The 25380-nt window shown below is 67.3% G+C and carries 21 protein-coding genes; 10 read left to right on the top strand and 11 right to left on the bottom strand.

The window, feature by feature from the left end:
- Positions 1 to 74: 74 nt before the first annotated feature.
- Positions 75 to 752 carry a FadR/GntR family transcriptional regulator gene (locus Bsp3421_RS26920; RefSeq protein ID WP_273999009.1) on the top strand — a complete coding sequence of 226 codons (678 nt, stop codon included), beginning with the start codon at positions 75 to 77 and terminating at the stop codon, positions 750 to 752.
- Positions 753 to 857: 105 nt separating this feature from the next.
- Positions 858 to 1205: a GFA family protein gene (locus Bsp3421_RS26915; protein ID WP_273999007.1), complete on the top strand. Its 348-nt coding sequence runs from the start codon at positions 858 to 860 to the stop codon at positions 1203 to 1205.
- 18 nt (positions 1206 to 1223) lie between these two features.
- On the opposite strand, the gene Bsp3421_RS26910 is transcribed toward Bsp3421_RS26915, so the two are convergent.
- From Bsp3421_RS26910 to Bsp3421_RS26895, 4 genes are all read right to left on the bottom strand, one after another.
- Positions 1224 to 1607 (bottom strand): DUF4377 domain-containing protein, encoded by a 384-nt coding sequence (locus Bsp3421_RS26910; RefSeq protein WP_273999005.1) that lies wholly within the window; start codon positions 1605 to 1607, stop codon positions 1224 to 1226.
- 69 nt (positions 1608 to 1676) lie between these two features.
- Positions 1677 to 3137 carry an efflux transporter outer membrane subunit gene (locus tag Bsp3421_RS26905; RefSeq protein WP_273999004.1) on the bottom strand — a complete coding sequence of 487 codons (1461 nt, stop codon included), beginning with the start codon at positions 3135 to 3137 and terminating at the stop codon, positions 1677 to 1679.
- A 16-nt stretch (positions 3138 to 3153) separates the two neighbouring features.
- A complete protein-coding gene (locus Bsp3421_RS26900; RefSeq protein ID WP_273999003.1) occupies positions 3154 to 4734 on the bottom strand; it encodes an MDR family MFS transporter in 1581 nt (526 codons plus the stop codon).
- Entirely contained in the window at positions 4727 to 5869 is a 1143-nt protein-coding gene (locus tag Bsp3421_RS26895; protein WP_273999002.1) for an HlyD family secretion protein, read from the bottom strand. Before Bsp3421_RS26895 ends, Bsp3421_RS26900 begins: the two co-directional genes overlap by 8 nt.
- Positions 5870 to 5977: 108 nt before the next feature.
- On the opposite strand from Bsp3421_RS26895, the gene Bsp3421_RS26890 reads away from it, so the two are divergent.
- Positions 5978 to 6730 (top strand): CerR family C-terminal domain-containing protein, encoded by a 753-nt coding sequence (locus Bsp3421_RS26890; RefSeq protein ID WP_273999001.1) that lies wholly within the window; start codon positions 5978 to 5980, stop codon positions 6728 to 6730.
- A gap of 4 nt (positions 6731 to 6734) precedes the next feature.
- Here Bsp3421_RS26890 and Bsp3421_RS26885 read toward each other — a convergent pair whose 3' ends face one another.
- Positions 6735 to 7229: a GNAT family N-acetyltransferase gene (locus Bsp3421_RS26885; protein WP_273999000.1), complete on the bottom strand. Its 495-nt coding sequence runs from the start codon at positions 7227 to 7229 to the stop codon at positions 6735 to 6737.
- 127 nt (positions 7230 to 7356) lie between these two features.
- Here Bsp3421_RS26885 and Bsp3421_RS26880 point away from each other — a divergent pair, with 127 nt between their 5' ends.
- The 3 genes from Bsp3421_RS26880 to Bsp3421_RS26870 all read left to right on the top strand — a co-directional run bounded on the left by Bsp3421_RS26880 (position 7357) and on the right by Bsp3421_RS26870 (position 11801).
- Positions 7357 to 8016: a GntR family transcriptional regulator gene (locus Bsp3421_RS26880; protein WP_273998999.1), complete on the top strand. Its 660-nt coding sequence runs from the start codon at positions 7357 to 7359 to the stop codon at positions 8014 to 8016.
- Positions 8003 to 9262, top strand: coding sequence for a dicarboxylate/amino acid:cation symporter (locus Bsp3421_RS26875; protein ID WP_273998997.1), 1260 nt, complete (start codon positions 8003 to 8005; stop codon positions 9260 to 9262). The genes Bsp3421_RS26880 and Bsp3421_RS26875 overlap by 14 nt, the downstream gene beginning before the upstream one ends.
- Positions 9263 to 10079: 817 nt before the next feature.
- The gene (locus tag Bsp3421_RS26870) at positions 10080 to 11801 is read left to right on the top strand and encodes a purple acid phosphatase family protein (RefSeq protein WP_273998996.1); all 1722 of its coding nucleotides are present in this window, start codon (positions 10080 to 10082) and stop codon (positions 11799 to 11801) included.
- A gap of 38 nt (positions 11802 to 11839) precedes the next feature.
- Here Bsp3421_RS26870 and Bsp3421_RS26865 read toward each other — a convergent pair whose 3' ends face one another.
- Positions 11840 to 12916 carry a fatty acid desaturase gene (locus tag Bsp3421_RS26865; RefSeq protein ID WP_273998994.1) on the bottom strand — a complete coding sequence of 359 codons (1077 nt, stop codon included), beginning with the start codon at positions 12914 to 12916 and terminating at the stop codon, positions 11840 to 11842.
- A 737-nt stretch (positions 12917 to 13653) separates the two neighbouring features.
- Here Bsp3421_RS26865 and Bsp3421_RS26860 point away from each other — a divergent pair.
- From Bsp3421_RS26860 to Bsp3421_RS26845, 4 genes are all read left to right on the top strand, one after another.
- Positions 13654 to 16638, top strand: a complete 2985-nt coding sequence (locus Bsp3421_RS26860) for an ATP-binding protein (protein WP_273998992.1) — start codon at positions 13654 to 13656, stop codon at positions 16636 to 16638.
- A 99-nt stretch (positions 16639 to 16737) separates the two neighbouring features.
- Complete coding sequence (locus Bsp3421_RS26855) at positions 16738 to 16941, top strand: hypothetical protein (RefSeq protein WP_273998991.1); 204 nt, start codon at positions 16738 to 16740, stop codon at positions 16939 to 16941.
- A 223-nt stretch (positions 16942 to 17164) separates the two neighbouring features.
- The gene (locus Bsp3421_RS26850; RefSeq protein ID WP_273998989.1) at positions 17165 to 17830 is read left to right on the top strand and encodes a response regulator; all 666 of its coding nucleotides are present in this window, start codon (positions 17165 to 17167) and stop codon (positions 17828 to 17830) included.
- A 96-nt stretch (positions 17831 to 17926) separates the two neighbouring features.
- Positions 17927 to 21010 carry an ATP-binding protein gene (locus Bsp3421_RS26845; protein ID WP_273998987.1) on the top strand — a complete coding sequence of 1028 codons (3084 nt, stop codon included), beginning with the start codon at positions 17927 to 17929 and terminating at the stop codon, positions 21008 to 21010.
- Positions 21011 to 21056: 46 nt separating this feature from the next.
- Here the strand turns inward: Bsp3421_RS26845 and Bsp3421_RS26840 are convergent, their stop codons facing one another.
- The 5 genes from Bsp3421_RS26840 to arsB form a co-directional block, all read right to left on the bottom strand.
- On the bottom strand, positions 21057 to 21707 hold the full coding sequence (locus tag Bsp3421_RS26840; protein ID WP_273998985.1) for a LysE family translocator: 651 nt from the start codon (positions 21705 to 21707) through the stop codon (positions 21057 to 21059).
- A 597-nt stretch (positions 21708 to 22304) separates the two neighbouring features.
- On the bottom strand, positions 22305 to 23051 hold the full coding sequence (locus Bsp3421_RS26835) for a hypothetical protein (RefSeq protein WP_273998984.1): 747 nt from the start codon (positions 23049 to 23051) through the stop codon (positions 22305 to 22307).
- A 41-nt stretch (positions 23052 to 23092) separates the two neighbouring features.
- On the bottom strand, positions 23093 to 23815 hold the full coding sequence (gene arsH / locus Bsp3421_RS26830) for an arsenical resistance protein ArsH (RefSeq protein ID WP_273998983.1): 723 nt from the start codon (positions 23813 to 23815) through the stop codon (positions 23093 to 23095).
- On the bottom strand, positions 23808 to 24230 hold the full coding sequence (gene arsC / locus Bsp3421_RS26825) for an arsenate reductase (glutaredoxin) (RefSeq protein ID WP_273998981.1): 423 nt from the start codon (positions 24228 to 24230) through the stop codon (positions 23808 to 23810). Before arsC ends, arsH begins: the two co-directional genes overlap by 8 nt.
- Before the next feature lie 67 nt (positions 24231 to 24297).
- The gene (arsB, locus tag Bsp3421_RS26820; protein ID WP_273998980.1) at positions 24298 to 25371 is read right to left on the bottom strand and encodes an ACR3 family arsenite efflux transporter; all 1074 of its coding nucleotides are present in this window, start codon (positions 25369 to 25371) and stop codon (positions 24298 to 24300) included.
- Positions 25372 to 25380: the final 9 nt, after the last annotated feature.

The raw sequence follows: 25380 nt of genomic DNA, 5'->3' as shown, positions 1-25380 counted from the left end.
AGTATTAATAGTATTAATGTGCACATAGTGGTCTTCCGGCGCGCGCCGGCGGCTGCCCGAACCGGAGAACCGTCATGCAACGCGATCTGCATGGACAAACCGCCTACCGGCTCGCCACGACGATCCTGCGCGGCGATTACCCGCCCGACGCGACGTTGCCGCGCGAGGCTGACCTGATGGCGTGCTACGGCGTGAGCCGGACTGTCTTGCGCGAGGCGCTGCGCACGCTGACCTCGAAGGGGCTGCTGGAGTCGCGCCCGAAAGTCGGCACGCGGGTGCGGCCGCGCGCGGCCTGGAACCTGCTCGATGCGGATCTGCTCGCGTGGTACGCGCAGGTCGCGCCGCCACTCGCGTTCGCGCTGAAGCTCCAGGAGATGCGCGAGATGATCGAGCCCCACGCCGCCGCGCTCGCGGCGCGCGCGGCCACGGCCGATGCGCTGGCCGCACTGGGCGCCGCGCACGCGGCGATGGCGGCCGCCGATCAGGTCGACGAATGGGTGCGCGCCGATCTGCAGTTCCATCTGGGCGTGCTGGCGGCGGGCGGCAACGAGCTGCTGATGCCGCTCGGCGCGCTGATCGACCGCACGCTCGAGGCGCAATTGCGCGTGAACGCGCGGCGCGCCGACGTGTTCAATGCGTCGCTCGCGGAGCATACGGCGGTGTACGACGCGATCGTCGCGCGCGATGCGACGCGCGCGCGGGCGGCGATGGCCGCTTTGCTGGCGGGCACGCGCGCGCGCATCGAGGGTTGACGCGCACGGGGCCGCTTGCGCCGCGCGACGCCCGGCGCTACCGTTGGCGGGTCCGGCGCGCGCAGGCGGTCGGCCGGCGGTTCCAGATCAATTCAGGAGACGAACATGCTGCATACCGGCAGTTGCCATTGCGGCAACGTGAAGTTCGAGGTGGAAGGCGAGATCGACGGCGCGCTCGCGTGCAACTGCTCGATCTGCGCGCGCAAGGGTGCGCTGCTGTGGTTCGTGCCGCGCGACGCGCTGCATCTGCTCACGCCGCAGGATGCGCTGCGCGCCTACACGTTCAACCAGCACGTGATCCAGCACCGTTTCTGTCCGACCTGCGGGATCCATCCGTTCGCCGAGGCCGTCGATCCGACGGGCCGGCCGATGGCGGCGATCAATCTGCGCTGCGTGGACGGCGTCGACGTGGACGCGGTGCCGGTTCGCCACTACGACGGGCGCTCGCGCTGAGCGCGCGGCCGGTCGTGTTCAGCCCGGCTGACGCTGCACGACGCGCTTCAGCACCCAGCGGATCGACGAGCCGTCGGCGGGCGGATTCGGCACCTTGTATTCGTTGATTTCGAGCACGTACTGGAAGCCCGGCTGGAAATCGAAGCCCTCGATGCCCGCGTACCAGAGCGACCACGGTTCGTTCGGCGTATTGCGCACCTGCAGGCATTCCATCGGCGCGACGCCGACGCAGCGCGCCTTCTGCGGCGCGACATAGACGGTGCGGGTCACCGCCTGGCCGTCGGCCGGCCGTTGCGCGGCGACGGGCGCCGGCGCGTCGTTGGTCTGGCAGCCGGCGAGACCGGCCGCGCCGGCCAGCGTGACGGCCGCGAGCAGCAGCGGCGTGCGAAAGGTCGGGATCATGCTGTTCCTCGTCAAGAAAGAGGCGCTTGGACCGGACCGGGGCCGCCGGGTTCAACGGCGCGCCGGTTGTCACGCGGGCGCCGCCTGCCAGCCGAGCCCCAGGCTCTTCTGCAGCGACACGAAATCCTTCAGCAATTCCGCGCGGCCGGCAATCACGTTCTGTTGCGCGCCGAGCGCGTCGCGCTGCGTGTCGAGCAGGTCGATCAGGGTCGAGACGCCGGCCGTGTAGCGCGCGCGCAGCAGTGTTTCCGCATGGTCCGCCGAGGCGGCCACCTTCTGCAGCGTGTCGACGTGATCGCGCTGATGGCCGTAGCGCGACAGCGCGGAATTCGCATCCTGCAGCGCGGCCAGCACGGTTTTCACGTAGCGCGCGTCCGCCTCGTCGCGCGACGCCTCGGCCGCGTGCACCGCGCCGAGCGTGCGGCCGAAGTCCAGCACGTTCCATTGCAGATAGGGCGCGCCGAGCCAGCTGAAATCGCGCTTGCGCAGCAGGTGGCCGGGATCGCTCGCGCTGAAGCCGAGATCGCCGAGCAGCGTGAGCTTCGGGAAGAAGTCAGCGACGTGTTCGCCGATCTGCGCGTTGCTCGACGCGAGCCGGCGCTCGGCCGCGCGGATGTCGGGCCGCCGCTGCAACAGCGCGGTCGGGTCGCCGATCGCGACCTCGGCGGGCAGCGCGGGCAGCGCGCGCGCGTCGCCGAGCGCGGCGTCGAGCGCGCCGGGCGCCTGGCCGGTCAGCACCGCGAGCCGGTCGAGCGAATCGGTGATCTGGGCGTCGAGCGGGATCAGCGTCGCACGCGTGTTTTCCAGCTGGCTGGTGAGTCGTTCGATGTCGCTGTCGTCGGCGACGCCGCGTGCGCGGCGCTGTTGCGTGAGCGCGAGCATCTGCTGCTGGAGCCCGGCCGAGCGGCGCGACAGCGCGAGCCGCTGCTGCTGGTCGCGCAGGTCGATGTACGCGCTCGCGACCTCGGCCGCGAGCGACACCTGGGTGTCGGCGAGATCGGCCTGCACCGCGTCGGCCTGCGCGGACGCGGCTTCGATCGCGCGTCGGGTGCCGCCGAACAGGTCGATCTCCCAACTGGCATCGAAGCCCGCCGTGTAGAGCTGCAGCGGTCCGCCGCCGCCGAGCGAGGCGGGCAGCGCGCTGCTGGGCAGCGCGAGCGTGCCGAGGTCGGGCGAGCGGGTGCGCAGCGCGGCGGCATCCGTCGACACCTTGGGCAGGGCGTTCGCGCGCTGCTGCGTGAGCTGCGCGCGCGCCTCGCGCAGGCGCGCCTGCGCGGCGCGCAGATCCGGATTGTGGGCGAGTGCCGCGTCGATCAGCGCATCGAGCTGCGCATCGTCGAGCGCGCGCCACCAGCGGCTCGGCGCGGGCGCGGCGGTGCGCACGCCGCCGGCGGGCGCGCGCACGAAGTGGTCGCCCGGCGCGGCCGCGTCGGGCGCGCCGCGGTAGTCGGGGCCGACCGTGCAGCCCGCGAGCGCGCCAGCGGCCGCGAGCGCGGCGAGCAGGCAACGGGAACGATGGGAAGGCGTCATCACGGCATCCTGGGAATCAATGGCCGGCATCGGCGGGCGACGCCGGGTGGCGCGGGGTCCGCAGCAGCAGCGCGAGCGGCACGCAGGCGAGCAGCGCGAGACCGAGCAGGTAGAAGGTTTCCGAAAACGTCATCACGAGCGCCTGCTGCTGGATCTGCGCGGCGAACTGGCCCAGCGCGCGCAATTGCGCGTAGGCGAGGTCGCCCGTCTGCGCGAACCAGCCGGCGGCGTTGGCCGCGAGCCGGTCCTGGCCGAGCGGCGAATTGGCGCTGACCGATTCGCGCAGCATCGCGGCGTGGAAGGTCGTGCGCCGATCGATCACCGTGCCGATGATCGCGAGCCCGATCGAGCCGCCGAGATTGCGCGCCATGTTGTAGAGGCCGGCGGCGTCGCCGGAATCCTCGCGCGCGACGGCGGCCATCGACGCCTGGTTGAGCGGCATCATCGCGAGCATCTGTGCGATGCCGCGGATCAGCTGCGACCACACGAAGTCGTGCCCCACGCTTTGCGCGGTGAGGTCGATGTCGAGCATGCAGCTCGTGAAGAACAGCAGCAGCCCCGTGATCACGAGGATCCGGAAGTCGACCTTGCCGAGCAGGCGCGGCAGGATCGGCATCACGAGGAAGGCGGGCAGCCCGGACAGCAGCATGATCGCGCCCGACTGCGCGGCGTTGTAGCCGGCCACGAGGCTCAGGAACTGCGGCAGCAGATAGGACACGCCGTACAGCGCCGCGCCGACCGCGGACACGATCAGGATCACGCTCGCGTAGCGCGGGTTGCGCATCAGGCTCAGGCGCATGATCGGCCGTTTCGCGAAGCGCTGCGATAGCGCGATCAACACCATCCCGGCGAACGAGATCCAGCTCAGCGTCACGATCATGTGCGACTCGAACCAGCGTTCGCGCTGGCCTTCCTCGAGCACGACGGTGAGCGAGCTGAGGCCGATCGCGAGCCCGGCGATGCCGAGCCAGTCGGCATTGAGGAACGCGTGCCATTGCGGGCGCTCGGATGGCAGGCCGACCAGCAGCAAGGTCATCAGCAGCAGGCAGACCGGCAGGTTCAGGAAGAAGCACCAGCTCCAGCTGATGTTCTCCGCGAGCCAGCCGCCCACGACCGGGCCGAACAGCGGACCGAGCAGCACGATCAGGCCGAACACCGTCATGCCGACGGGCAACTGCGACATCGGCAGCCGGGTGCGGATGATGGTCTGTGCGGTCGGGATCAGCGCGCCGCCCGTGAAGCCCTGCCCGATGCGGCCGGCCACCATTGCCGCGAGCGAATGCGACCAGCCGCACATCATCGAGAACACGATGAACAGCGCCGAGTTGGTCAGCAGGAAATTGCGCAGGCCGAACACGCGCGTGAGCCACGCGGCGAGCGGGATCATCACGATCTCCGACATCAGGTAGCCGGTCGAGATCCAGGTGCCTTCGGTGCCGGTCGCGCCGATCGCGCCCTGGATCTGCGGCAGGGCCGAGTTGGTGATCGAGATGTCGAGCGTCGCCATCAGCGCGCCGAGCGCGCCCGCCGCCACCGCGATCCAGTCGGCGGCGCTCGCGCGCGCTTCGGCCGGGGCCGGCGGGCGGGCGTCAGTCACGGCGGTTCTCCGCGTCGATGCGCGCGTCGTCGTCGCGCGCGCCGCGCGTATCGACGTCGACCGTCACGGACAAGCCCGGCACCAGCACGGCGCGCGTCGCTGCGCCGGTGTCGAGGCGGATCCGCACGGGCACCCGCTGCACGATCTTGGTGAAGTTGCCGGTTGCGTTCTCGGGCGGCAGCAGCGCGAACTGCGCGCCGGTGCCCGGCGCGAAGCTGTCGACCACGCCGTGCAGGGTCTTGCCCGGCAGCGCGTCGACGCGCAGCTCGACAGGCTGGCCGGCGCGCATGCGGCCGACCTGGGTCTCCTTGAAGTTCGCGACCAGATAGGTGCGCTCGACCGGCACGACGGTCAAGAGCCGCGTGCCGGGCTGCACGTATTGGCCGACCCGGACGGTACGGTCGCCGACCCGGCCCGCGAGCGTGCTGCGCACGATCGTGTTGTCGAGATCGAGGCGCGCTTGCGCGGCGTTGGCCAGCGCGGCTTCGAGCTGCGCGCGCGCCTGCGTGAGCGCGGCGGTGCTCGACGCGATCTGCGTGCGCGCGGCGTCGAGCGCGGCGCTGTTGGCCGCGAGCGTCGCCCGGGCCTGGTCGCGCGTGCTGGTCAGCGAGGCGACCCGCTCGGCCGTTTCGGCGCCCGTCGCCACGAGCGGCGCATAGCGTGCGACCTCGTCGCCTGCGTGCCGCGCATTGACGCGCGCGACCTCGCGCTGCGCGCCGGCCTGTTCGAGATTGGCGCGCTGCTGGCCGATCTCGGCCTCGGCGCGTGCGATGTCTGCGCGACGCGCGTCGACCGTGGCGAGCGCCTGGTCGAGCGACACCTGGTACTGACGCGTATCGAGGCGCACGAGCGGGTCGCCCACCTTCACGGGCTGGTTGTCGGCGACGTAGACGTCCGTGATATAGCCGGCGATCTTCGGCGCGGCGGTCATGCTGTCGGCTTGCAGATAGGCGTCGTCGGTGCTTTCGATGAAGCGGCCGACCGTCCACCAGCGTGCGAGCCAGACCCCGCCGACGACCAGCGCGACGATGCCGGCCGCGATCAGCAGCCGCCGGCGCGATGGGCGGGCGGCGGTGCTTGTGTCGGAATCCTTACTATTCGCTTTCGGATTTGATTCGGGTGCGGGCGACGACATGGTGAACGTCCAATTTATTCCAGTCGGCAAAATTATTCCGAACGATATAATTGTGTCAAGTGAAATCTGGTCCGGCGGATCGGGGCCGGTCGAACCGGAAGGAGGGATATGAAGGAAGCGAAGAAGCTGCGCCGTTCGACGGCAGGCGGTTATGCGCGCGGCGACGAGACGCGCCAGCGCATCATCGACGCCGCGCTCGAGCTGTTCGGCGAGCACGGCTTCGAGGGCGCATCGACGCGCGACATCGCCGCGCGCGCCGGGGTCAATGCGCCCGCCTTGCAGTACTACTTCGAGAACAAGCTGGGCGTGTATTGCGCCTGCATCGAATCACTCGCGGATCAGGTGTGGATGCATTTCGTGCCCGCGGTGCAGCGCGCCTGGGCGGTGCTGAATGCGCCCGAGACGGACGTGGAGGAATTGATCGAGGCGTTCGTGGGGATCCAGCGGGCGATGGCGGGCAAGATCTTCGAGACCCCGGGCACGCCGAACCAGCGCATGCTGTTCGCGCGCGAACAGTCGGGCTACGAGCCCGAGAGCGCGAGCCAGATCCTGATGCAGCGGGTGCGGCGGCCGCTCAACGAAGTGACCTGCGCACTGATCGCGCGCGTGACGGGCGAGGCGCCCAACGCAACCGTCACGCGGATCCGCATGTTCAGCTTGCACGGACAACTGACGATTTTCCACGTCGCGCGGCGCTCGACGCTCGAGATGCTCGGCTGGCGCGAATACGACGCCGAACACGCCGCGCTGATCGTGGAGACGGTGTGCGCGCAAAGCCGCGCGCTGCTGCTGCAATGGCATCGCGAACGCGGCGCCGCGATGCCCGTTCCCGCCGTGCGCCGACGCCGGGCGGCGCGCTGACGCGTCATTCCGCGTCGACCACGGGCGTGCCCGGCAGCACGTAGTGCATCTCGTAGAACAGCGCGTCGCCGCGCGAGGGCAGCGTAAATGGTGCCCGCGCGGACGCGAAGCCGAGCGACTCGTAGAAGCCGCGCGCCGATTCGCGCGCGGTGCACCACACGAGCCGGCCGGACTGGCGTTCGGCGTGGTCGAGGCAGAGCTTCATCAATACCTTGCCGAAGCCGTGCCGCTGCACCGCGGGTTCGACCGCGACGCCGCGCAGGCGCCATGCCGCGCTGTCGTTCGAACCGGGCAGCGGTTCGCGGCAGATCGTCGCAACCGCCACGATCACGTCGGCGCGACGCACCGCGAGATGCAGCGTCGATGCATCGTCATCGCCGCGAAAGCGCGCGGAGTCGAGTTCGCCCGCGAGCAGGATCCTGCCGCGTAACGGCGCGACATCGGCGGCTGAAACGGAGCAGATCGAGAACAACACGTGGGAATCGGACAGGGTTGGCATCGTGAACGCTTAATGGCAAGGAATGGAAAAGTCGCGCAAAAAATATCAGTTGAAGACGACTCATAACCGGGATAATCTAGCCCGGGCCGGATTCACGGATAAACGAATAATCAAACTGCGATCTCAGATGGCTGAGGGCATTATTTCCGATACCGAAAACGCGTACGACCAGATTCGCAATCGAATCTTCGACGGCCGGCTTGCGCCTGGCCAGAAGATTTCGTACCGCGGGCTGGCCGGCGAACTGGGGCTGGGGCACATGCCGGTCCGTACCGCCATTCAGTTGCTGGCGGCGGAAGGGCTGGTCGAGGTGGTGACGAAGAGCGGCACCTATATCTCGCAACCCACGTCGCAGGATCTGCGCGAGATTTTCGAAGTGCGCCTCGCGCTCGAAAGCACGGCGGCCTACCTGGCGGCGCGCGGCGGTGCGACGGAAGGGCTCGTGCGCTCCGCGGATCAACTGCGCCTGATCGTCGAGCAGGGCACGAGCGACATCATGATCGAGCAGCGGATCGGCTGGGTGTTTCACCAGGAGATGTTCGAGGCCGCGCGGAATGAACGTCTGTTCACGACGTACAAGATATTGCGGGCTCAAACGCTGGCGCTCAATGAATTGCCGCGTGAGGATGCGGAAACGGTCAGACGGGGAACCATCGAACACCTGAGTATTTTTGACGCGATCAAGGAAAAGGATCCCGAGTCGGCGCGACGCCATATGTGGAACCACATCGTAGATGGTACCTCCGCGAGAATCAAACTTATTCGGGCCAATCATGAATCCGACTAATCGAGGTTTTTCGCTTCCGCTTCAAATGATCGCGGGCCTCGTGCTCGGCATCGTCTGCGGTCTCTATGCGCCCGGCGTGAGCGCGAAGCTCGGTTTCATCACGACCCTTTTCGGGCATGCGATCAAGATGGTCGTGCTGCCGCTGATCCTGATGTCGGTGACGATCGGCACCTTCCGCGCCGGTATCTCGCGCGGCCACCTCGGCCGGACCGCACTGCTCAGCCTCGTTTTCTTCCTCGTGATGACGCTCGTCGCGAGCGCGCTCGGGCTCGGGCTCAACCTGCTGTTCCGGCCCGGCGTCGGCGCGAGCCTCGCGCATACGGCATCGCTGCCGTCGAATCTCGCGGGCGATATCGACTGGTTGAAATTCGTCACCGACCTGATTCCGGCGAACATCGTCGGCGCGCTGGCCGCCGGCAATTCGCTGCCGGTGCTGGTATTCGGCGTGCTGCTCGGCTCCGCGCTGGCGGCGGTCGAGGATCGCGCGGGCCCGCTGATCGCGGTGTGCGAATCGTTCCTGGCGGCGCTCTTCAAGCTGACCGAGTGGGTGGTCGCGTTCTCGCCGCTGGCGATCTTCGCGGCGCTCGCCTTCCTGCTGTCGTCGAAGGGCATGTCCGCGCTGACGCCGCTGCTCAAGCTGCTCGGCATCGCCTACCTCGGGATGGCGATCCTCGCCGTGCTGCTGACGCTGATCGTCAAGCTCGCGGGCCAGTCGCCGTTCGCCGTGCTGCGCCAGGTCGGCGCGCCGCTGATCCTCGGCTTCACCACGCGCTCGTCCGAGATCACGTTCCCGCTGCATCTGAAGAAGCTGACCGAGATGGGCGTGCCGTCCTCGGTCGCGTCGACGATCCTGCCGCTGTCCTACATCTTCAATCGCGACGGCGCGGTGCTTTACACGGCGCTCGCGGTCGGCTATCTCGCGGACGCGTATCACCTGACCTGGAGCTGGCCGCTGTTGCTGACCATCGCGGTGCTCACGATCATCACGATCGACGGCGCGGCCAACGTGCCGTCGGGCGCGATCGTCGCGATCACGGTGATCCTGTCGGCGATCGGCCTGCCCGCCGAGGCGGTCCTGCTGATCCTCGGCATCGATGCATTCTTCGACATGGGCCGCACCGCGCTCAACGTGTATGCGAGCACGGTGGCGACCACGGTGGCGATGCGGATTTCCGGCGAGACGTATGACGGCGAGCGGGGGCGACCGGCGGTTGACGGTTTCGCCACCGCGCGCAATCGGGTGTGACGCGTCGCGCGAGCGGCGTGATCGAGCAGTTGAGCAGTCGAGCAGGAAGGGGCTGACGCCGGCGTTGCGAGCGCGGGCGGGGGCCTGAAAGAAGAGCGGCCGGCACCGGTGTTGCGAGCACCGATGCCGGCCTGACCATTGGAAGCTAAGAGAGACCGCCCATGGCTGCCCGTATTCTACGGCAACAATGGCGCCGCCGAGCAAGCAGGGGCTCGCCGGCGTTCGCGCGTCTGCTGCGGGCCCTCGGCGGAGGGCGCGCGCGACGCGCCACCGACCTGCCCGCGCTGAGCCGGGTGGAAGACGGCCCGCGCACGGTTGCGCCGCGCGGGATGCGCTTTCACGCGGCGCCGGCCGATCCGCTGCCGCGCGCGCGCATGCGCCGCGAGACGCCGTTCCGGCGTTCGACGTTCGGCTCCGGCTCCCGATTGATCCTGTTCCCGTTCCATGCCCGGCCGCCGCGCGGCCGCCGCGGCCGCGCGTCCGGCGGAGGTGACGTCCGCCGCGCATGAGGTTTTCCCGGCGCGAGATCCTATCTCGTGTCCCGTCTGACGATACGCCTCGATCGGCCCTCGGGTAAGCATGTCAGACGGCTTTCGCGCGCGCTTCCTTCCCTCACGGGAAGCGCGCGCTTTTTCTTTTCCCGACGCCGCGCGGCGCGGCCGCGCCGCCGCTGCGTTGACATCGGCGGGTCACAGATCGCGGGCTAATGTGGGGAGGCCGGCCACGGCACCGTGGGCCGGTCCGGCCGCCGGCCGCTCCGCGTGGAGCCGGAGCGGATGCGGTGGATTCCTTCCTTCCCACGATCACAATCATTCACATGTCGACGAATCAAGATCATGCCGATCCCGCGACGCCCGAAGAGGGCCGTTATGTCTCGCGTCGCGGTTTCCTGAAGCTGGCGGGCGCGTCCGGTCTCGCGACCGCGACGGGCGGGCTTGCCGCCGCGCGCGCCGCGGGCGCGAATCCGGACGGCACGCCCGAGCAGATCCACCTGACCTGGGGCGGCGACCCGAGCGAGGAGGTCGTCGTGTCGTGGGCGACCCTCGCGCCGGCGCTCAAGCCGCGTGTGCGCGTGCGCGCCCAGCATGGCGACGACTCGCGTAGCGACGCCCGGCGCGGCGGCGCGCATTGGGAAACCGTGCACGGCGTGCAGCGCACCTACACCGACGGCCTGAACGGCGACGTGGTGTTCACCTATCACGCGCGGCTGCGTGGGCTGCGGCCGGACACGAGCTTCCAATACGAAGTCACCGCGGACAACGACAGCCGCGCCGCCGCGCCGTTCACCGCGTGCTTCCGCACGGCGCCGCGCGGGCGCACGCCGTTTCGCTGGACCAGCTACGGCGATCTGGCGACGCCGAACACCGCCTGGGTGCTGTCGTCGACGCAGAGCCGCTTCGCGGTGCAGGCGGTCGAGCAGTTCCAGCCGCTGTTTCACCTGCTGAACGGCGACCTGTGCTATGCGAACCTCAATCCGGCGCATCAGCCGGACGTGTGGCGCGACTTCGGCAACAACAACCAGACCTCGGCGGCCCTGCGCCCTTGGATGCCGTGCCCCGGCAACCACGAGATCGAATTCCACAACGGCGCGCAAGGCCTCGATTCGTATCTCGCGCGCTATACGCTGCCCGACAACGGCACGCGCTTCCCGGGCCGCTGGTACAGCTTCCGGGTCGGCGGCGTGCTGTTCGTGTCGCTCGACGCGGACGACGTCGTCTACCAGGATGCGGCCGCGTTCGTCGCCGGCCCGAATCCGCTGACACCGGCCGCGAGCACCGGCAATCCCGCGATCGAGCCCGGCACCTCGTTCTATGTGCGCGGCTACAGCAACGGCGAGCAGACCCGCTGGCTCGAAGCGATGCTGCATCATGCGGCGCGCGACCACGAGATCGACTGGATCGTGGTCCAGATGCACCAGGACGCGCTCAGTTCGTCGAAAGTGGGCAACGGCTCCGACAAGGGCATCCGGGAGGCGTGGCTGCCCCTGTTCGACCGGTATGGCGTCGATCTCGTGCTGTGCGGCCACGATCACGATTACGAACGCAGCTATCCGGTGCGCGGCTGCAATCACCACGCGGGGCTCGATCCGCTGACGGGCGTGGTGGTCGATACGCTGCAGCCGCGCCCCGTCGTCACGAGCGATCCCGCCGACGGCCGCTTCGACACGAGCCGGGGCACCATCCACCTGATCCTGGGCGGCGGCGGCACGAGCGCGCCGCTCGACGTATACGGCGTGGATCAGGCGACGGGCCTGCCGCAGGCGCGGGTCTTCACGAAGCCGAACCGGCCGGTGCCGGGCAGCGCGCCGAATACGTTCGTGCGCGCGGGCGCGGACGCGGTCGAGGATGCGATCTGGTCGGCGCGGCGCGACACGGGCACGGGCTACGGGATCGCGGTGTTCGACTACGAGCCGGGCGAGCGCGGCGGCGAGACCACGATCACGGTGCGCTACTACCACGCGCCGGGCGCGGACCAGACGCCGACCGCGCAGTACGAGCTGTTCGAGACGATCGTGCTCAACAAGACGCGACGCGGCTGAGGCCGGCAAGCGGCGCGCCGGCTCGACGCCCGCGCCGCTCAGGACGCCGTGCGGGCCGCGTGCCGGCGGTTCGCGCGGCGGAAGGTGCCGAAGTCGTTGAAGCGTACGCTGACCGCGCGCAGCGCCGCATGCGCGCGTCGCGCGGTCAGCTGGCGGATGTAGAACGGATCCCGCACGACGAAATGATGGATCGCGCGGGTGCTGCCGAAGTTGAAGCAGAACAGCTGCAGCGGCGCGAGCCACCACGGATTCAGCACCTGGGTCTGCTGGATCACGTTGCGCGGGTCGATGTCGCCGAAGTAATGCATGTTCGAGCTGATGAAGTTGATGCAGAAGCTGCGCACGAAATTCGGCCCGAGCCAGATGACCGCGAGAAAATCCACGACCTGCATCGCGGCCTGCAGCGCGTGCGGGGCCGGCGTCGCGTAACCGAGCGCGCGCAGCGCGAAGCCGCCCGCGTGGTAGAGGATGAACGCGTGCCACAGCATGTAGTACACATGCCCCAGCGGCAGGTAGGCGCCGACTTGCTCGATGCGCAGTTGCCGGCGCGAGGCGGGGTTCCGGGCGGGCTGCGCGGCGACGTATTGACGGACCTTGCGGCGCATCCTGTTGGGCCTGAGCGCGACCGCGAGCATGCCGTCGGCGATCATCAGGAGCCGCTTCAGGCTCCAGCGTTCGCCGTTCGTGATCCCGTATTCCTCCAGATCGGAATCGCCGCCCGACACCTTGTGATGGTGCAGGTGCATGCGGCGGCGCGTCCACGGGTTGATCGTGCCGGGCCGGGCGAGCCAGCACAGCGCCATCATCAGGTGATAGGCCCACGGCGTCGTGCGGAAATACATGGCGTGGATCAGGTCGTGCTCGAGTTCGTGAATCAGCGAGGTCAAGAAGGCGGCCGCCGGCAGCGCCACATACCAGGCGATGCGTCCGGCGCCGTACAGCCAGGCGTTCGCGAGCAGCGCGGCCACGCACAGCGCCATCACGACGGCGCCGATCAGATCCTGGTTGTCGAGCAGCGGATAGCGCCGGCGCAGCGCATCGCTCGCGGCGTTGACCTGCTGGCGGACGTACGCGACTTTGTCCGCGTCGTTGCTGAAGGACGGAAGGGGGTTCATCGATGATTCCCTGCATGAAGACGGCGTGGCCGGTAACGTCATCATAGGAAGCGCGCGCACCGCGCGCGAGGGCGGGGCGTGCCAATCGGCGAGTCATTTCGGGTCGGGCGGGCAGATCGTCGTGATCCACCGGCAAGCGGCTGCCGTGCTTGATCGATAGGTCGAGGTGGCTCGGCGGCCCGTTGTCGCGCCGGGTGCGCCCTTGTTCGACCGAGCGCGAGCGAAGAACCGGGCGGGTCGAAAGGCGCGCTGCTTTATATCGGATAGATCAACCGATGGATCGACCGCGCGAGAAGTGCGCCAATCTCAAGACGGCTCGTACTTCGTTGAGCCGATGTTTCATACATTGAAATCGCGATGAATCGAATGTCAGCGGGATAGGTCGTGCGCGATGAGGTGCGGGTACTGCTTATGTCGCCATTGGGAGGGGCGAGGCGGTCTGCGCGATGCGCAACCGGCAAGCCCGGAGCTGTGCATGCGGCGTTGGCCGGCGAGGTGCGGCGCGTGCGGCGGGGAATGGCAGCGTGTGAGATGGTGCTTTTAAAGCGGCGAACTGAATCTAGTATTAGTTCTGTTTATATTTTAAAAAATCTAGTACTAGTTCGAATTGCTATTAAGAAGGGTTGTTTTTGAATTTCTGGTTGGCATGATGGCGAAAATTCCCCGACATTCCACGACACCAGCCCTTCCCTTCATCATCTGCGGCACGTCGAGGCGTTTCCTCCGATTGCATCGTCATGCCCGCCATGCACCCGAGCACCTATCACTCGATTCGCCGCTATCAGCGCATGTCGCTGCTCGGCGGGGGCGTCGTCGTCACGTTGCTCGTCCTGGTGGCGAGCGCGCTCGGCGCGGCGTCGATCCTGTACGCGCATGTCGAATCCACGCGGTACGATTTCCTGCTGGGCAAGGAGCAGGTCGTCAATGACATCAAGATCAGCGAGACCACGTTCCGCCATGGCCTCGCGCAAGCCGAGCTGGCGTGGCGGGAAGGCGCCGCCGCCGCGCGCGTCGACGCGTTTCATCGCGACGGCCTGAGGGCGGCGCTGCATCCGTATCCGGCGTGGGTGTTCGGGGTGCCCGGGGAGGTAGGCGATCGTCGCGCCGCGGCGCGCTACCTGGGCCTGTCGACCGAGCTTGCGCGGATCTGCGCCGCGCGTTCATCGAGTCGCGGCGAGCGCCTGGAGGGGTATCACTACAGTCTGCTCGGTGGATTGTTTTCGATGGCGCCGCTCGCGGGCTGGCCCGGCGCGTCGGCACCCGAGGCCCGGGCCCGTGCGCTCGACGCGTTGCGCGTGCCGTTCGCCGATGCGTCGGCGCGGCGCCCGGGCGAAGGTTCGAAGGTGTACTGGCTGCCGCCGTTCCGGAATCCCGTCACGCAGGCGCTGCGCATCCGACTCGCGGCCCGCGCCTATGACGGCGATGCGCCGTTCGCGGTGCTGGTCGCCGAGTATCCGCCGCGGTACCTGCTGTCCTGGCTGGGCGATCACCGGTTCGACGGCGTGTTCCTGATCGCGACCGACGGGGGCGGGCTGGTCGTCGCGGATCCGCGGATCGAGGCGGATGCGCCGCTGGTCAAGCGGCTGGTCGGCGGCGCGCCGCGCGACGCCCGGGAATGGAACCACCCGCGCTGGCGGGACGGCTTTGTCGTGTTCACGGGCCGCCTCGCCGACACCGGCTGGTCGATCACCTACGCGCTGTCGTGGCGCGCGTTCGCGGCCGGCGTCGCGCCGCAGCTTCTTGGCCTCGCCGCCGCGACGCTGCTGGTTCTCGCGGTGATGTGGGCGCTGCTGCTGGTGCTCCACCGACGCGTGCTGATGCCGCTGCACGAACGTTTGCGGCGGGTGTTCGACAGCGAGCGGCTGTGCCGGCGCGTGATCGAGACGGCGCCCGTCGGGCTCGGCCTGATTTCCTGCGCGGCGCGGCGCTTCATGTTGCGCAGCGTCGCGCTCGACGCGTTGAGCGGCCGGCTGGCGGGCGGCGAGCGGCGGCTCGGCGGCGAGGTGATGCGATGCTACGACGCGTCCGGCGCGGCCCGGTTCGAGGCCGGTACGGTGTACGACGACATCGTGGTCGAGCAGACCGACGGTGTGGCGCTGCATCTGACGATGGCCGTGCGTTGCGCGCGCTACCAGGGCGAGGCGGTGCTGATCGCGGCATTCGTCGACGTGACCGAGAAGCTGGGTCTCGTCCGGCAGTTGGAGGCGGCGGCGCGCGCCGCTGACGCCGCGAATGCGGCGAAATCGTCGTTTCTCGCGGCGATGAGCCACGAGATTCGCACGCCGCTCAACGTGATGCTCGGCAACCTCGAGCTGCTCGACCGCACGCCGCTCGACGACGCGCAGCGCGACCGGCTCGGCACGCTGAAAGCCACCCCGCGCGGATTGCTCGCGATCGTCAGCGACATCCTCGATTTCTCGAAGATCGAAGCGGGCGCGATGCCGGTCGAGATGATCGATTTCGAGATCGCCGACGTGCTCGAGCACGGGCTGATCGGCTTCGCGCCGATGGCGAGAGCGAAGGGGCTGCCCTTGTACTGTCGGTTCGAAATGAGCGTCACGCAGCGCATGCGCGGCGATCCGACGCGGCTCGCGCAGTTGATGGGCAACCTGCTCGGCAATGCGATCAAGTTTACCGAGGCGGGCGCCATCACGGTTCGCGCGACGATCGAGACGCGCGCGGCTCATGACGACGCCTTCGTGCTGTCGGTCGAGGATACCGGCATCGGCATGTCCGCGGAGGAGCAGCGGCTGTTGTTCAAGGCGTTCTCGCAGGTCGATTCGTCGATCGCGCGGCGCGACGGCGGCACCGGCCTCGGGCTCGCGCTGTGCGAGCGGATCGTGGTTGCGATGGGGGGCGTGATCGAGGTGGCGAGCGAGCCGGGAGTCGGCAGTTGTTTCACGATCCGGCTGCCGCTTCGGGCGGAGCGCGTGACGGATGCGCGAAGCTTCGCCGACGAAACCGTATTGCTCGCGGGCGAGCCCGTGTGGCGCGACTTCGTGTCTGACCATCTGCGCGCGTGGGGCCTGCGGGTCCTCGTCGATGACGGTGGCCCGCCACCCGGCGCGGTGCGGGCGTTGCTGCAGTTCGGCGCGCCGTTTGATCGCGCGTCGCGCGGCAGGCTGGCGGCGCGCGCGCAGGTCATCGTCTGCACTGGCGACGGACCGGCGCGGCCGCACGGCGATGCACAAGGCGTCAACGTGTCGCGCTACGCGCTGCGCGGCATCCAGGCCGCCTTGCGGGATGTGCTGGCCGCGCCAGTCCGGCGCAGCAGCCCGCCTGCCCGCGCGAACGATGCGCTGCGAGTGCTGGTGCGTGACGACGGGTCGATCAGCAGCCGTCTCTATTGCGAACAGCTCGAAGCGCTCGGCTGCACGGTGCGCGGCGTTTCGCGCGCCGTGGAAATCCTGGAGTTGCTGTCGGTCCAGTCCTGGGACGCGCTTGTGCTCGAAACGGATCTGCCCGACATGTCGGTGTGCGCGTTGTCCGCCGCGCTGCGGCGCGAGCGGATGCGGTGCGTGGTGATGGTCGTGACCGCGGACGCGGCGCCGGCCGATATCGAGCGCTACCTGGCGGCCGGGGTGGCAAAGGTATTCGTCAAACCCGTGACGCTCGAGCATTTCCACGCGGCGCTGCACGGCGTCGCGCGCCTGTCCGGCGCGCGTGCGCCCATGCGTGGCGATGGGGGGGCGGGGCACGCGCCGGCCGCGCAGGATGAATGACGGTCCGGCGCGGCAGGGTGCCGGAGCGTGACGGAACCGCGCGGGGCGGGCGCGCCGCTGCGGAGTGTTCGGGACCGCCGGTGGTGCGTCCCACTGACCATGAAAGGAAGAGACGTGCGTTGTACGAAACAGGTATTCGCGCTGCTGCTCGATTTTGTGACGATGCCGGAGAAATCCCGGCGGGAATTCTTGTCGAGTGTGAATGAGTGGCTCATCATGTCGCCCCGGCAGAGACGACGCATGATCGATGAATGGGAGCAGAAGACGGATCGCGGCGCGTCGCGCGCGAAGGACGACGGATGAGGGGCCAACCGGCCGCCAAGGGGGGCGCGCCAGGCTGCGCGGCGGTGCGGAAGAAGGCGGGTGCCAGCCCATGACCGCATCCGTGTTCGGGCGGCTGACGCGTGTAATATCACGTTGAATCCGTGCAATTCAACCAGCACTTCGCTCACAATCGTCCAGGCTCGCTGTCGCGGGCGGCGGATTGGCCCGCGGCGGATTCGCGGGGTGCTACCGGGAAGCAATCATGAAGGAATTCTGTGTTCGTGTGATGGTGGCGGATGATCATCCGGCGGTCGCGCTCGGCATCGCGCAGGCGATGAACGGGATCACGACGATCAAGCTGGCTGGTACGGTCTCGAATTCGACCGATCTGGTCACGGCGCTCGACGCGCATTCGTGCGACGTGCTCGTCCTTGATTATGTGATGCCGGGCGGCAAGTACGGCGACGGCCTCGTGCTGCTGTCGTTCCTGCAGCGGCGATATCCGGCACTGCGGATCGTCACGATCACGATGATCGACAACCCGAGCGTGCTGCGCGCGATCCAGAAGCAGGGCGTGAGCTGCGTTCTCAGCAAGTCGGATGCGACCTCCCATCTGGTGGGGGCGGTGCATGCGGCCTACGTGCGTGGCAATTACCTGTCGCCGTCGATCAAGAAGCTGCTCGACAACGTCGAGCTGAGCGGCACGACGCGCGAGCTGACCGCCCGCGAGATCGAGGTGGTGCGGCTGTTCTGCGCCGGCTATACGGTTGGCGAGATCGCGACGCAGCTGCATCGCAGCAAGCAGACCATCAGTTCCCAGAAGTCGAGTGCGATGAAGAAGCTCGGCATCGTGCGGGATGCCGACCTGATCCGCTACAAGGGCGACGTCGACGTATCGTCGTCCGGCGACGTTTCGGTGGGGAACTAGGTCGGGGAGCGCGGCGCGGCGGCCGGTGCATCCCGCCGCCGCCGCAAGGGCATCCGGCCGCCGCGCAGATCGGGCGACCGATAACGACGACATCACATGCCAGGAAAACTGAAGCACCTGCTGACGCACGGCATGGCGGCGGGCGGGGTGGCTTTCGAACCCAGACGGATCAAGCGCTACCAGCATTGGCTGTTGTATGGCGGCGGCGTCGCGCTCAGCGCGTTCATCCTGCTGTGCGCGCTGCTCGTCGCGCGACTCGAACTGCACGACTACTTCAGCCGGAAACGCTCGGAATTCCTGCAGCGCGAGGCCCAGTTGCGTGTCGAGATGCAGCAAAGCGAGGCGCGGCTGATGCGCGTCGCGCGTTACGCGGAGCTCGTGTGGGACGGCTGGGAGCAGCGCGGCGCGGCGTCGTCCGAGTCCTCCGGCCAGCCGGTCGGCAGCCTCGTCGTCCGCGACGAACAAGGCGGTGTTCAACTGGCGCCGCATCTGCTCGCGGAGTTGCAGGCGAACCACGGCAGGCTGGTGTTGCGCGACGAGGGCGGCGAGCCTCGTTTCGTCGCGCTCGCGGCCTTGTCGGCGAAGCGCCCGGCGAGTTACTTCTCGCCGTACATCGCGACGTTCCTGCGCCAGCAGGAGATATTGCCGGACCAGCTCAAGCGCAACCCACGTCCGTTTCCGGGTGCTTATTTCATGAACCCCGAAGGGGATTTCATCACGACCATCGGCAGGCAGTCGGCGGCCGCGCTGGCCGCGATGTCGCCGCAGAGCGTGCCGGCGCTGAGCCGTGCGCTGAACCCGGATCTTGGCCACGCCGATTCGGCCGTCGAGCCGCAACGCCGCTTCGGTGCGATCTGGACCGGCCCGGACCGCGATCCGCTGCTGGGGCGCGATATCGTGCATCTGGCCCAGACGGTGTTCGATGCGAGAGGGCGGCCATTCGGGACGTTCTCGTTCGTCGGCCCCGACCGCTTGCGCGATATCGACCTGCACCACGAACCGGGCGAGACGATCGCGGTCATCGACGCGCGCGGCCGGACCGTGGCCGGTGGCGCCTTGTCGCGCGAGGCCCTCGACATCGCGCTGTCCGCCGAGCGCGGGTCGCCCGATGGTGTGGTCGAGGAAGGCAACGCCAATGGCGTGTTCGTGATCGGCGACGACCTGCCGGAGTCGGGCTGGAAGCTGGTTTCCATGTTCACCTGGCGCACGGTGGCGCTCGCGCTGGCGCCGCGGTTCGCGATGATCGCGGCGTTCGCGTTGTTCGGCTTCGGGCTGCTGTGGACGGGCATCGTGCTGTTCGACAGGCGCGTGCTGCGGCCCGCGCACACGCGCGCGATTCGCCTGATCGAGAGCGAGTCGCTGAACCGTACGCTGATCCGCACGGCGCCCGTCGGCCTGACCTTGCTGTCGCTCGCGGACGGCGACGTGATGGTTCGCAACGACACGATGCTCGCGTACCAGCAGGCGCTCGACGGCGTGTCGCTGGGCAAGCGCTTGTGGCATGCCTATCGCGAGGCGGAAGCGCGCGGCGGCAGGGGGGCGAGACAGGTCGTCGGTCACGAGTTGTCGATCGAGCTGCGCGACGCGGGGCTCACGCACTTGACGACCAACATCGTGCGCGTGAAGTACCGCGGCGTCGACGTGCTGCTGTGCACGCTGCTCGACATCACCGCGCGCAAGCAGGCCGAGCACACGCTGCGGGAAGCGCGGGAGGCGGCCGACCAGGCCAACAAGGCGAAGTCGACCTTCCTCGCGACCATGAGCCATGAGATCCGCACGCCGCTGAACGCGATCATCGGCTATCTCGAACTGATGGATCGCGAACCGCTGCCGGCCGCGCAGCGGCGGCGGCTGCGGACCGTCGCGTCGTCGTCGGACACCTTGCTGCGCGTGATCAACGACGTGCTCGATCTGTCGAAAGCCGAGTCGAATCAGATGTCGCTCGAAGTGATCGCCTTCGATCTGCGGCGGGTGCTGCAGGACGTCGCCGCGATCTATCGTCCGCTGGCCGATGCCAAGGGGCTGACGCTCGAATGCCGGATCGCGGCGGAACTGCCCGACGGTTGCCGGGGCGATCCGACGCGGTTGCGGCAGGTGCTGTCGAATCTGGTCGGCAACGCGCTCAAGTTCACCAAGCGCGGCGGCGTGACGATCGATGCGCGGCTCGCGGCGCCCTATGTCGAGATCCGCGTATCGGATACGGGCATCGGGATTCCGGAGGACAGCGTGCCGGTCCTGTTCGATGTCTATATCCAGGCGGACAACTCGATCTATCGGCGCTTCGGCGGCACCGGGCTGGGCTTGCCGCTGTGCCGCCGCATCGTCACGCTGATGCAGGGCGAGATCACGGTCGAGAGCCGGCTGGGCGAGGGCTCGACGTTCGCGGTGCGCGTGCCGCTGCCGGATGCCGGGCCCGGCTGGCGCGCGATGGCGCCGCAGGAGGCGGGGGGCGGGGCGGCGACGCCTGGCGCACCGGGAGAAGCGGTGGAGGACGACGATGCACCGGTTCGCGTGCTGGTGGCGGAGGATCATCCGGCGAGCCGCGCGCTGCTGCGCGATCAGTTGAATGAGCTGGGCTACGATGCGACGATCGTCACGAACGGCAGCGAGGCGCTGCGCGCGTTTTTCGAGGGGCGCTACGACGTGGTGCTGACCGACCTCGGCATGCCCGAACTGGACGGCTATGCGCTCGCGACCTGCCTGCGCGAGCAGCGCGCGAACGTGCCGGTGGTGGCGATGACCGCGCATGCGACCGAGGCCGAGCACCGGCGTTGCGCGGCGGCCGGCGCGGCCGAGGTGGTGTTGAAGCCCTTGTCGATGGCGACGCTCGACAGCGTGCTGCGCCGGCATGCGGCCGCGCGGCGTCGCGCGGCGACCGCCGAGGCGGATGCGGACGCGGCCTGCGTGCTGACCGCGGAGATTCGCGATGCGCTGGTCGCCGCGACGCGCCGCTCGTTGGCCGTGATCGCCGGGGCGTTGCCGGGCGGCGAAGCGGACCTGATCCATGTCGAGCTGCACTCGATGGCGGGCGGCTTCGCGCTGGCGGGCAACGATGCGATGACCCAGCAATGCGCGCGGCTCGAACGCGCGGTGAAGCAGGACGGTGCGGCGGCGATGGCCGCGACCTGGGACGCGTTCCGCGCGCAGGTGGAGCAGGCGCTCGGGAAGCTGGCCGCGTAGCGCGGCGGCTTCTTCGGAGAACCTCGCGTGGGCGAAGGTCGTTGGGTTAGGCGGTCGGTTTGCGGAACAGCGCGAGCAGGACGCCGAAGGCGATCATCAGCGTGCCGCTCGCGCGGTTGAGCCACTGGAAGCCCTTGGGATGCGTGGCCAGGATCCGCAGCCGCGAGCCGATCAGCGCGTAGACGGCGATGGCGACCACTTCCAGCAGCAGGAAGGTGGCGCCGAGGATCGAGAAGCTGGCGCCGTAGCGCATCGGATCGACGAACTGCGGGAAGAACGCGGTGAAGACCAGGATCGCCTTGGGATTGCCGATCGCGACGTAGAACTCCTGCTTGGTGTGGCGCTTGAGCAGCGCGGGGCGGCTGAGCGGTTCGGCGGCCGATGCGTCGGGCGGCGGCGCGGCCGGATCGACGGGTTTGGCACGCAGCATCTTGATGCCGAGCCAGACGAGATAGGCCGCGCCGCCGAATTTCAGCAGCGTGAACAGCGTCTCGGACGCGATCAGCAGCGCGCCGAGGCCGAAGCCGGTGATCGCGATCATCAGCGCGAAGGCGAGCAGGCGGCCGGCCGAGGCGAGGACCGCATGCAGCGCGCCGCTGCGCGCGCCGTTCGACAGCGACAGGACGTTGTTGGGGCCGAAGGCCATGTTCAAGGCGAAGCAGGCCGGCAGGAACAGCAGGTAGGTGTGCGAGGACATGGCGACGGCGCGGGGGATGGGGTCGAGGGGGAGATTGGAGTCTAGCGTTTTGAAAGGCGGATGTGGAGCGGGCGGGTCGGCTCGGGGGATGCGAGGCGGGTGGGGTTGCCCCGGCAAGGCCGAGGGCTGCGCGCGTCGGAGAGGGGTGGCTGAAATGAAGAAAGCCCTTGAACTTCTCTCGAAGATTCAAGGGCTTTCGGAGTTTGGTGGCGAATCAGGGATGAAATTCCATTTTGTGAAAATGTCATTCTGAATCAACCACTTAACCCCATTCGGCAGGTCGGGTTTTTGGAAAAAACGGACCCGCCAAATGCCTCACGTTCGCCACCAGCCCGGAAGGCCAGTGTTGGTGCGCAATTCGCGGGATTCGGATGTCCGGTGCGGCTGGGTGGAATTGCCCCGGACACCTATCCCGGACGGCTGAAACCCTCGTCAAATAAGGCTGTGTCCGGGGTGTCCGGGGAAAATTAAAAATTTCGGCAGGTAAGCAGCCTCGCCAATCGAATATTGCTTTGGTATCGATGCATTGCGTGCCGAAGCATCTATTTCACGTCAGCTACTGGCTAGAAGGCTCTGGGACTGAATCCAATGGGACGCCTAGACGTCAATCACATCTGCTAGAACTTGTTGCCTGCAATCATCGTTTGACTGGCGTTGTGCCGAAACGAGTGACCGATCAGAGACAACAGTTGGGCCATCTTGTTCTGCCCTGTTCGCTTTCTCAACCGCGGGTGCTGCTGCGGACATGAACCGTTTTGTGGCTGAGATGTCGGTAGAGAGGTCGAGGGTAGCCACCGCAATGAAGCCAAATAAGCCGGTCCAGCAAAAGAGTACAGCAGCCGTCAGCCACGATAGTGGGTGCTGCGTATAGAAATACCACGGGCTGAAAGTAATATTAACTGAAATCGCGTATGCCACGAGCAATGCAATTCTCTTCCATTTTCTTTGGCGATCCGTAGTGTAGGGGGCTCTGAATGCAAATTCGCCAGTTTTCTCATCAAATTCGACAAGATGCCGAACGGTTTTCATCAAGGTAAAGGCCGTTAGCGGGGATTTTGAATTGAGAATGCACAGTATTTCTCGATACTCGTATAAGGTGCCGAAAATTGCGCGAAAATGCTGCTCAACCACAAGACGGTTACGCTTTTGAATATCGAAAGATAAGAGCGACGCCAGTCGATCCAGCTTTGCTTGCTCTAAACTCTGCGGTCTAGTCCTTTCTTTCCAGCGCATCTGAAGGCCGGCGATCAACCCCGCTGCAATAGTGGATGCTAGCGTTGAAACAATTCCAGTAACAATGACGTCGGTGAAGTGTTGGACTGAAGTAATCATATTGATCGACATTTTGATTGGACATCCCGGACACAGTCCGCCTGGGGCCGGTTCTAGATACTCCGCTGATTCACGCGCCGAGAAAGGTCTTCGGCGCTTTCCTTTCGCTCGCTGTATCGGTCGACCAGATAGGGGCCGATGTCTCGGGTCAGCAGAGTGAACTTGACCAGCTCTTCCACGACGTCGACGACGCGGTCGTAATAGGCCGATGCCTTCATCCGGCCCGCTTCGTCGAATTCCGAGAATGCCTTGGCCACCGACGACTGGTTCGGGATGGTCAACATGCGCATCCAGCGTCCGAGCACGCGCATCTGGTTCACTGCGTTGAACGACTGCGAACCGCCGCTGACCTGCATCACCGCGAGCGTCTTGCCCTGCGTCGGCCGGACGGCACCGACCGACAACGGAATCCAGTCGATCTGGGACTTCATGATCCCGGTCATCGCGCCGTGTCGTTCCGGCGAGCACCAAACCATGCCTTCCGACCACATCACCAGTTCACGAAGCTCGACCACTTTCGGGTGGCTCTCGGGGGCATCATCGGGCAGCGGCAGGCCGCTCGGATTGAACACACGGACCTCGGCCCCCATCGCCGTAAGCAGGCGCCCGGCTTCCTCGACCAGCAGCCGGCTGAATGAGCGCTCACGCAGCGAGCCGTAAAGCAGCAGGAGTCGGGGCGGGTGAGTCGACGGTGCCGCCGGTCGTAGTCGCGTGGCGTCCGGCGCGCGAAACAGCGTGACGTCGAGGTGAGGCAGATCGTTCAATTGCTCAGACACGCCTGCCCTCCGCGTCGATCACAACTTCACCGTCTTCTTTGCTGAACGGTCCGATCTGTGGGTTCGGCAGGATATCCAGCACGGCTTCCGACGGCCGGCACAGCTTCGTGCCGATCGACGTAACGACGATCGGCCGGTTCATCAGGATCGGATGCTGCCCGATGAAATCGAGCAGTTGGTCGTCAGTCCACTTCGGATCGCCCAAACCCAGCTCCGCATAAGGCGTGCCTTTTTCCCGCAGCACCTCACGCACGGTCAGGCCGGCATCGGCCAGCAGCTTGGCCAGCGTTTCCCGCGAGGGCGGAGTCTTGAGATACTCGATGACAACCGGTTCGTCGCCGCTGTTGCGGATCAGGGCCAGCACGTTGCGCGATGTGCCGCAGTCCGGGTTGTGATAGATCGTGATGTCGTTCATGCCGAGATTCCTTGCTTCGATAGTGGGGCGGCGTCAGCCAGACGAGCGGGGCGCATCGGTGGACATGTCAGGTCCGGCACTCGTACCAGCCCTTCGACTGGTTCACGACGCGCACGACCAGCAGCATCACCGGCACCTCGATCAGCACGCCGACGACGGTTGCCAGCGCTGCACCGGAATGGAAACCGAACAGGCTGATCGCGGCCGCGACCGCCAGCTCGAAGAAATTCGATGCGCCGATCAGTGCTGACGGGCACGCGATGCTGTGCTTCTCGCCGACTGCGCGATTGAGCCAGTAAGCCAGCGCAGAGTTGAAGAACACCTGGATCAGGATCGGCACCGCGAGCAGCGCGATCACCAGCGGCTGCTTGAGGATCGCTTCGCCCTGGAACGCGAACAGCAGCACGAGCGTGGCCAGCAACGCGGCGATCGACCAGGGGCCGATCCTCGTCATCGCAGCGTCGAATGCCGCGTGGCCGCTCACGAGCAGCTGTTTGCGCAGGATCTGCGCGATGATCACCGGGATGACGATGTAGAGCACGACCGACGTGAGCAGCGTCGCCCACGGCACCGTAATCGCGGACATCCCGAGCAGCAGCCCGACCAGCGGCGCGAACGCGATCACCATGATGCTGTCGTTCAGTGCGACCTGCGATAGCGTGAACAGCGGATCGCCACTCGTCAGTCTGCTCCAGACGAACACCATGGCCGTGCACGGTGCGGCGGCCAGCAGGATCAGGCCGGCGATGTAGCTGTCGAGCTGCTCGGCCGGCAGCATCGGTGCGAACAGATGCCGAATGAACAGCCAGCCGAGAAACGCCATCGAGAACGGTTTGACGAGCCAGTTCACGGCAAGCGTGACGCCGATGCCTTTCACGTGCTGACGCACTTCATGCAGTGCGCCGAAATCGACCTTCACGAGCATGGGGATGATCATCACCCAGATCAACAGCCCGACCGGCAGATTGACCTGCGCATATTCCATCCGGCCGATCTGCTGGAACAGACCCGGCAGCAACTGACCGAGCGCGATGCCGGCGACGATGCACAGCGCCACCCAGACGGTCAGGTAGCGTTCGAAGAAATTGATGGAAGGCTTGGCAGCGGCCTTTTCCGGTGGGGCAATGTTGGAGGTGTTCATTGGATCGGC

The organism is Burkholderia sp. FERM BP-3421 (genome assembly GCF_028657905.1).
In the GTDB taxonomy this organism is placed as follows: Bacteria; Pseudomonadota; Gammaproteobacteria; order Burkholderiales; family Burkholderiaceae; genus Burkholderia.
The sequence above is the reverse complement of the archived record's forward strand: the minus strand, read 5'-3'. Positions and strand labels throughout refer to the sequence as shown.

What these genes read in the sequence shown, in the direction of transcription:
- Bsp3421_RS26920 (WP_273999009.1), top strand. Translation starts at nt 75, where the DNA reads ATGCAACGCGATCTGCATGGACAAACCGCCTACCGGCTCGCCACGACG.
- Bsp3421_RS26915 (WP_273999007.1), top strand. Translation starts at nt 858, where the DNA reads ATGCTGCATACCGGCAGTTGCCATTGCGGCAACGTGAAGTTCGAGGTG.
- Bsp3421_RS26910 (WP_273999005.1), bottom strand. Translation starts at nt 1,607, where the DNA reads ATGATCCCGACCTTTCGCACGCCGCTGCTGCTCGCGGCCGTCACGCTG.
- Bsp3421_RS26905 (WP_273999004.1), bottom strand. Translation starts at nt 3,137, where the DNA reads ATGACGCCTTCCCATCGTTCCCGTTGCCTGCTCGCCGCGCTCGCGGCC.
- Bsp3421_RS26895 (WP_273999002.1), bottom strand. Translation starts at nt 5,869, where the DNA reads ATGTCGTCGCCCGCACCCGAATCAAATCCGAAAGCGAATAGTAAGGAT.
- Bsp3421_RS26890 (WP_273999001.1), top strand. Translation starts at nt 5,978, where the DNA reads ATGAAGGAAGCGAAGAAGCTGCGCCGTTCGACGGCAGGCGGTTATGCG.
- Bsp3421_RS26885 (WP_273999000.1), bottom strand. Translation starts at nt 7,229, where the DNA reads ATGCCAACCCTGTCCGATTCCCACGTGTTGTTCTCGATCTGCTCCGTT.
- Bsp3421_RS26880 (WP_273998999.1), top strand. Translation starts at nt 7,357, where the DNA reads ATGGCTGAGGGCATTATTTCCGATACCGAAAACGCGTACGACCAGATT.
- Bsp3421_RS26875 (WP_273998997.1), top strand. Translation starts at nt 8,003, where the DNA reads ATGAATCCGACTAATCGAGGTTTTTCGCTTCCGCTTCAAATGATCGCG.
- Bsp3421_RS26870 (WP_273998996.1), top strand. Translation starts at nt 10,080, where the DNA reads ATGTCGACGAATCAAGATCATGCCGATCCCGCGACGCCCGAAGAGGGC.
- Bsp3421_RS26865 (WP_273998994.1), bottom strand. Translation starts at nt 12,916, where the DNA reads ATGAACCCCCTTCCGTCCTTCAGCAACGACGCGGACAAAGTCGCGTAC.
- Bsp3421_RS26860 (WP_273998992.1), top strand. Translation starts at nt 13,654, where the DNA reads ATGCCCGCCATGCACCCGAGCACCTATCACTCGATTCGCCGCTATCAG.
- Bsp3421_RS26855 (WP_273998991.1), top strand. Translation starts at nt 16,738, where the DNA reads ATGAAAGGAAGAGACGTGCGTTGTACGAAACAGGTATTCGCGCTGCTG.
- Bsp3421_RS26850 (WP_273998989.1), top strand. Translation starts at nt 17,165, where the DNA reads ATGAAGGAATTCTGTGTTCGTGTGATGGTGGCGGATGATCATCCGGCG.
- Bsp3421_RS26845 (WP_273998987.1), top strand. Translation starts at nt 17,927, where the DNA reads ATGCCAGGAAAACTGAAGCACCTGCTGACGCACGGCATGGCGGCGGGC.
- Bsp3421_RS26840 (WP_273998985.1), bottom strand. Translation starts at nt 21,707, where the DNA reads ATGTCCTCGCACACCTACCTGCTGTTCCTGCCGGCCTGCTTCGCCTTG.
- Bsp3421_RS26835 (WP_273998984.1), bottom strand. Translation starts at nt 23,051, where the DNA reads ATGTCGATCAATATGATTACTTCAGTCCAACACTTCACCGACGTCATT.
- arsC (WP_273998981.1), bottom strand. Translation starts at nt 24,230, where the DNA reads ATGAACGACATCACGATCTATCACAACCCGGACTGCGGCACATCGCGC.
- arsB (WP_273998980.1), bottom strand. Translation starts at nt 25,371, where the DNA reads ATGAACACCTCCAACATTGCCCCACCGGAAAAGGCCGCTGCCAAGCCT.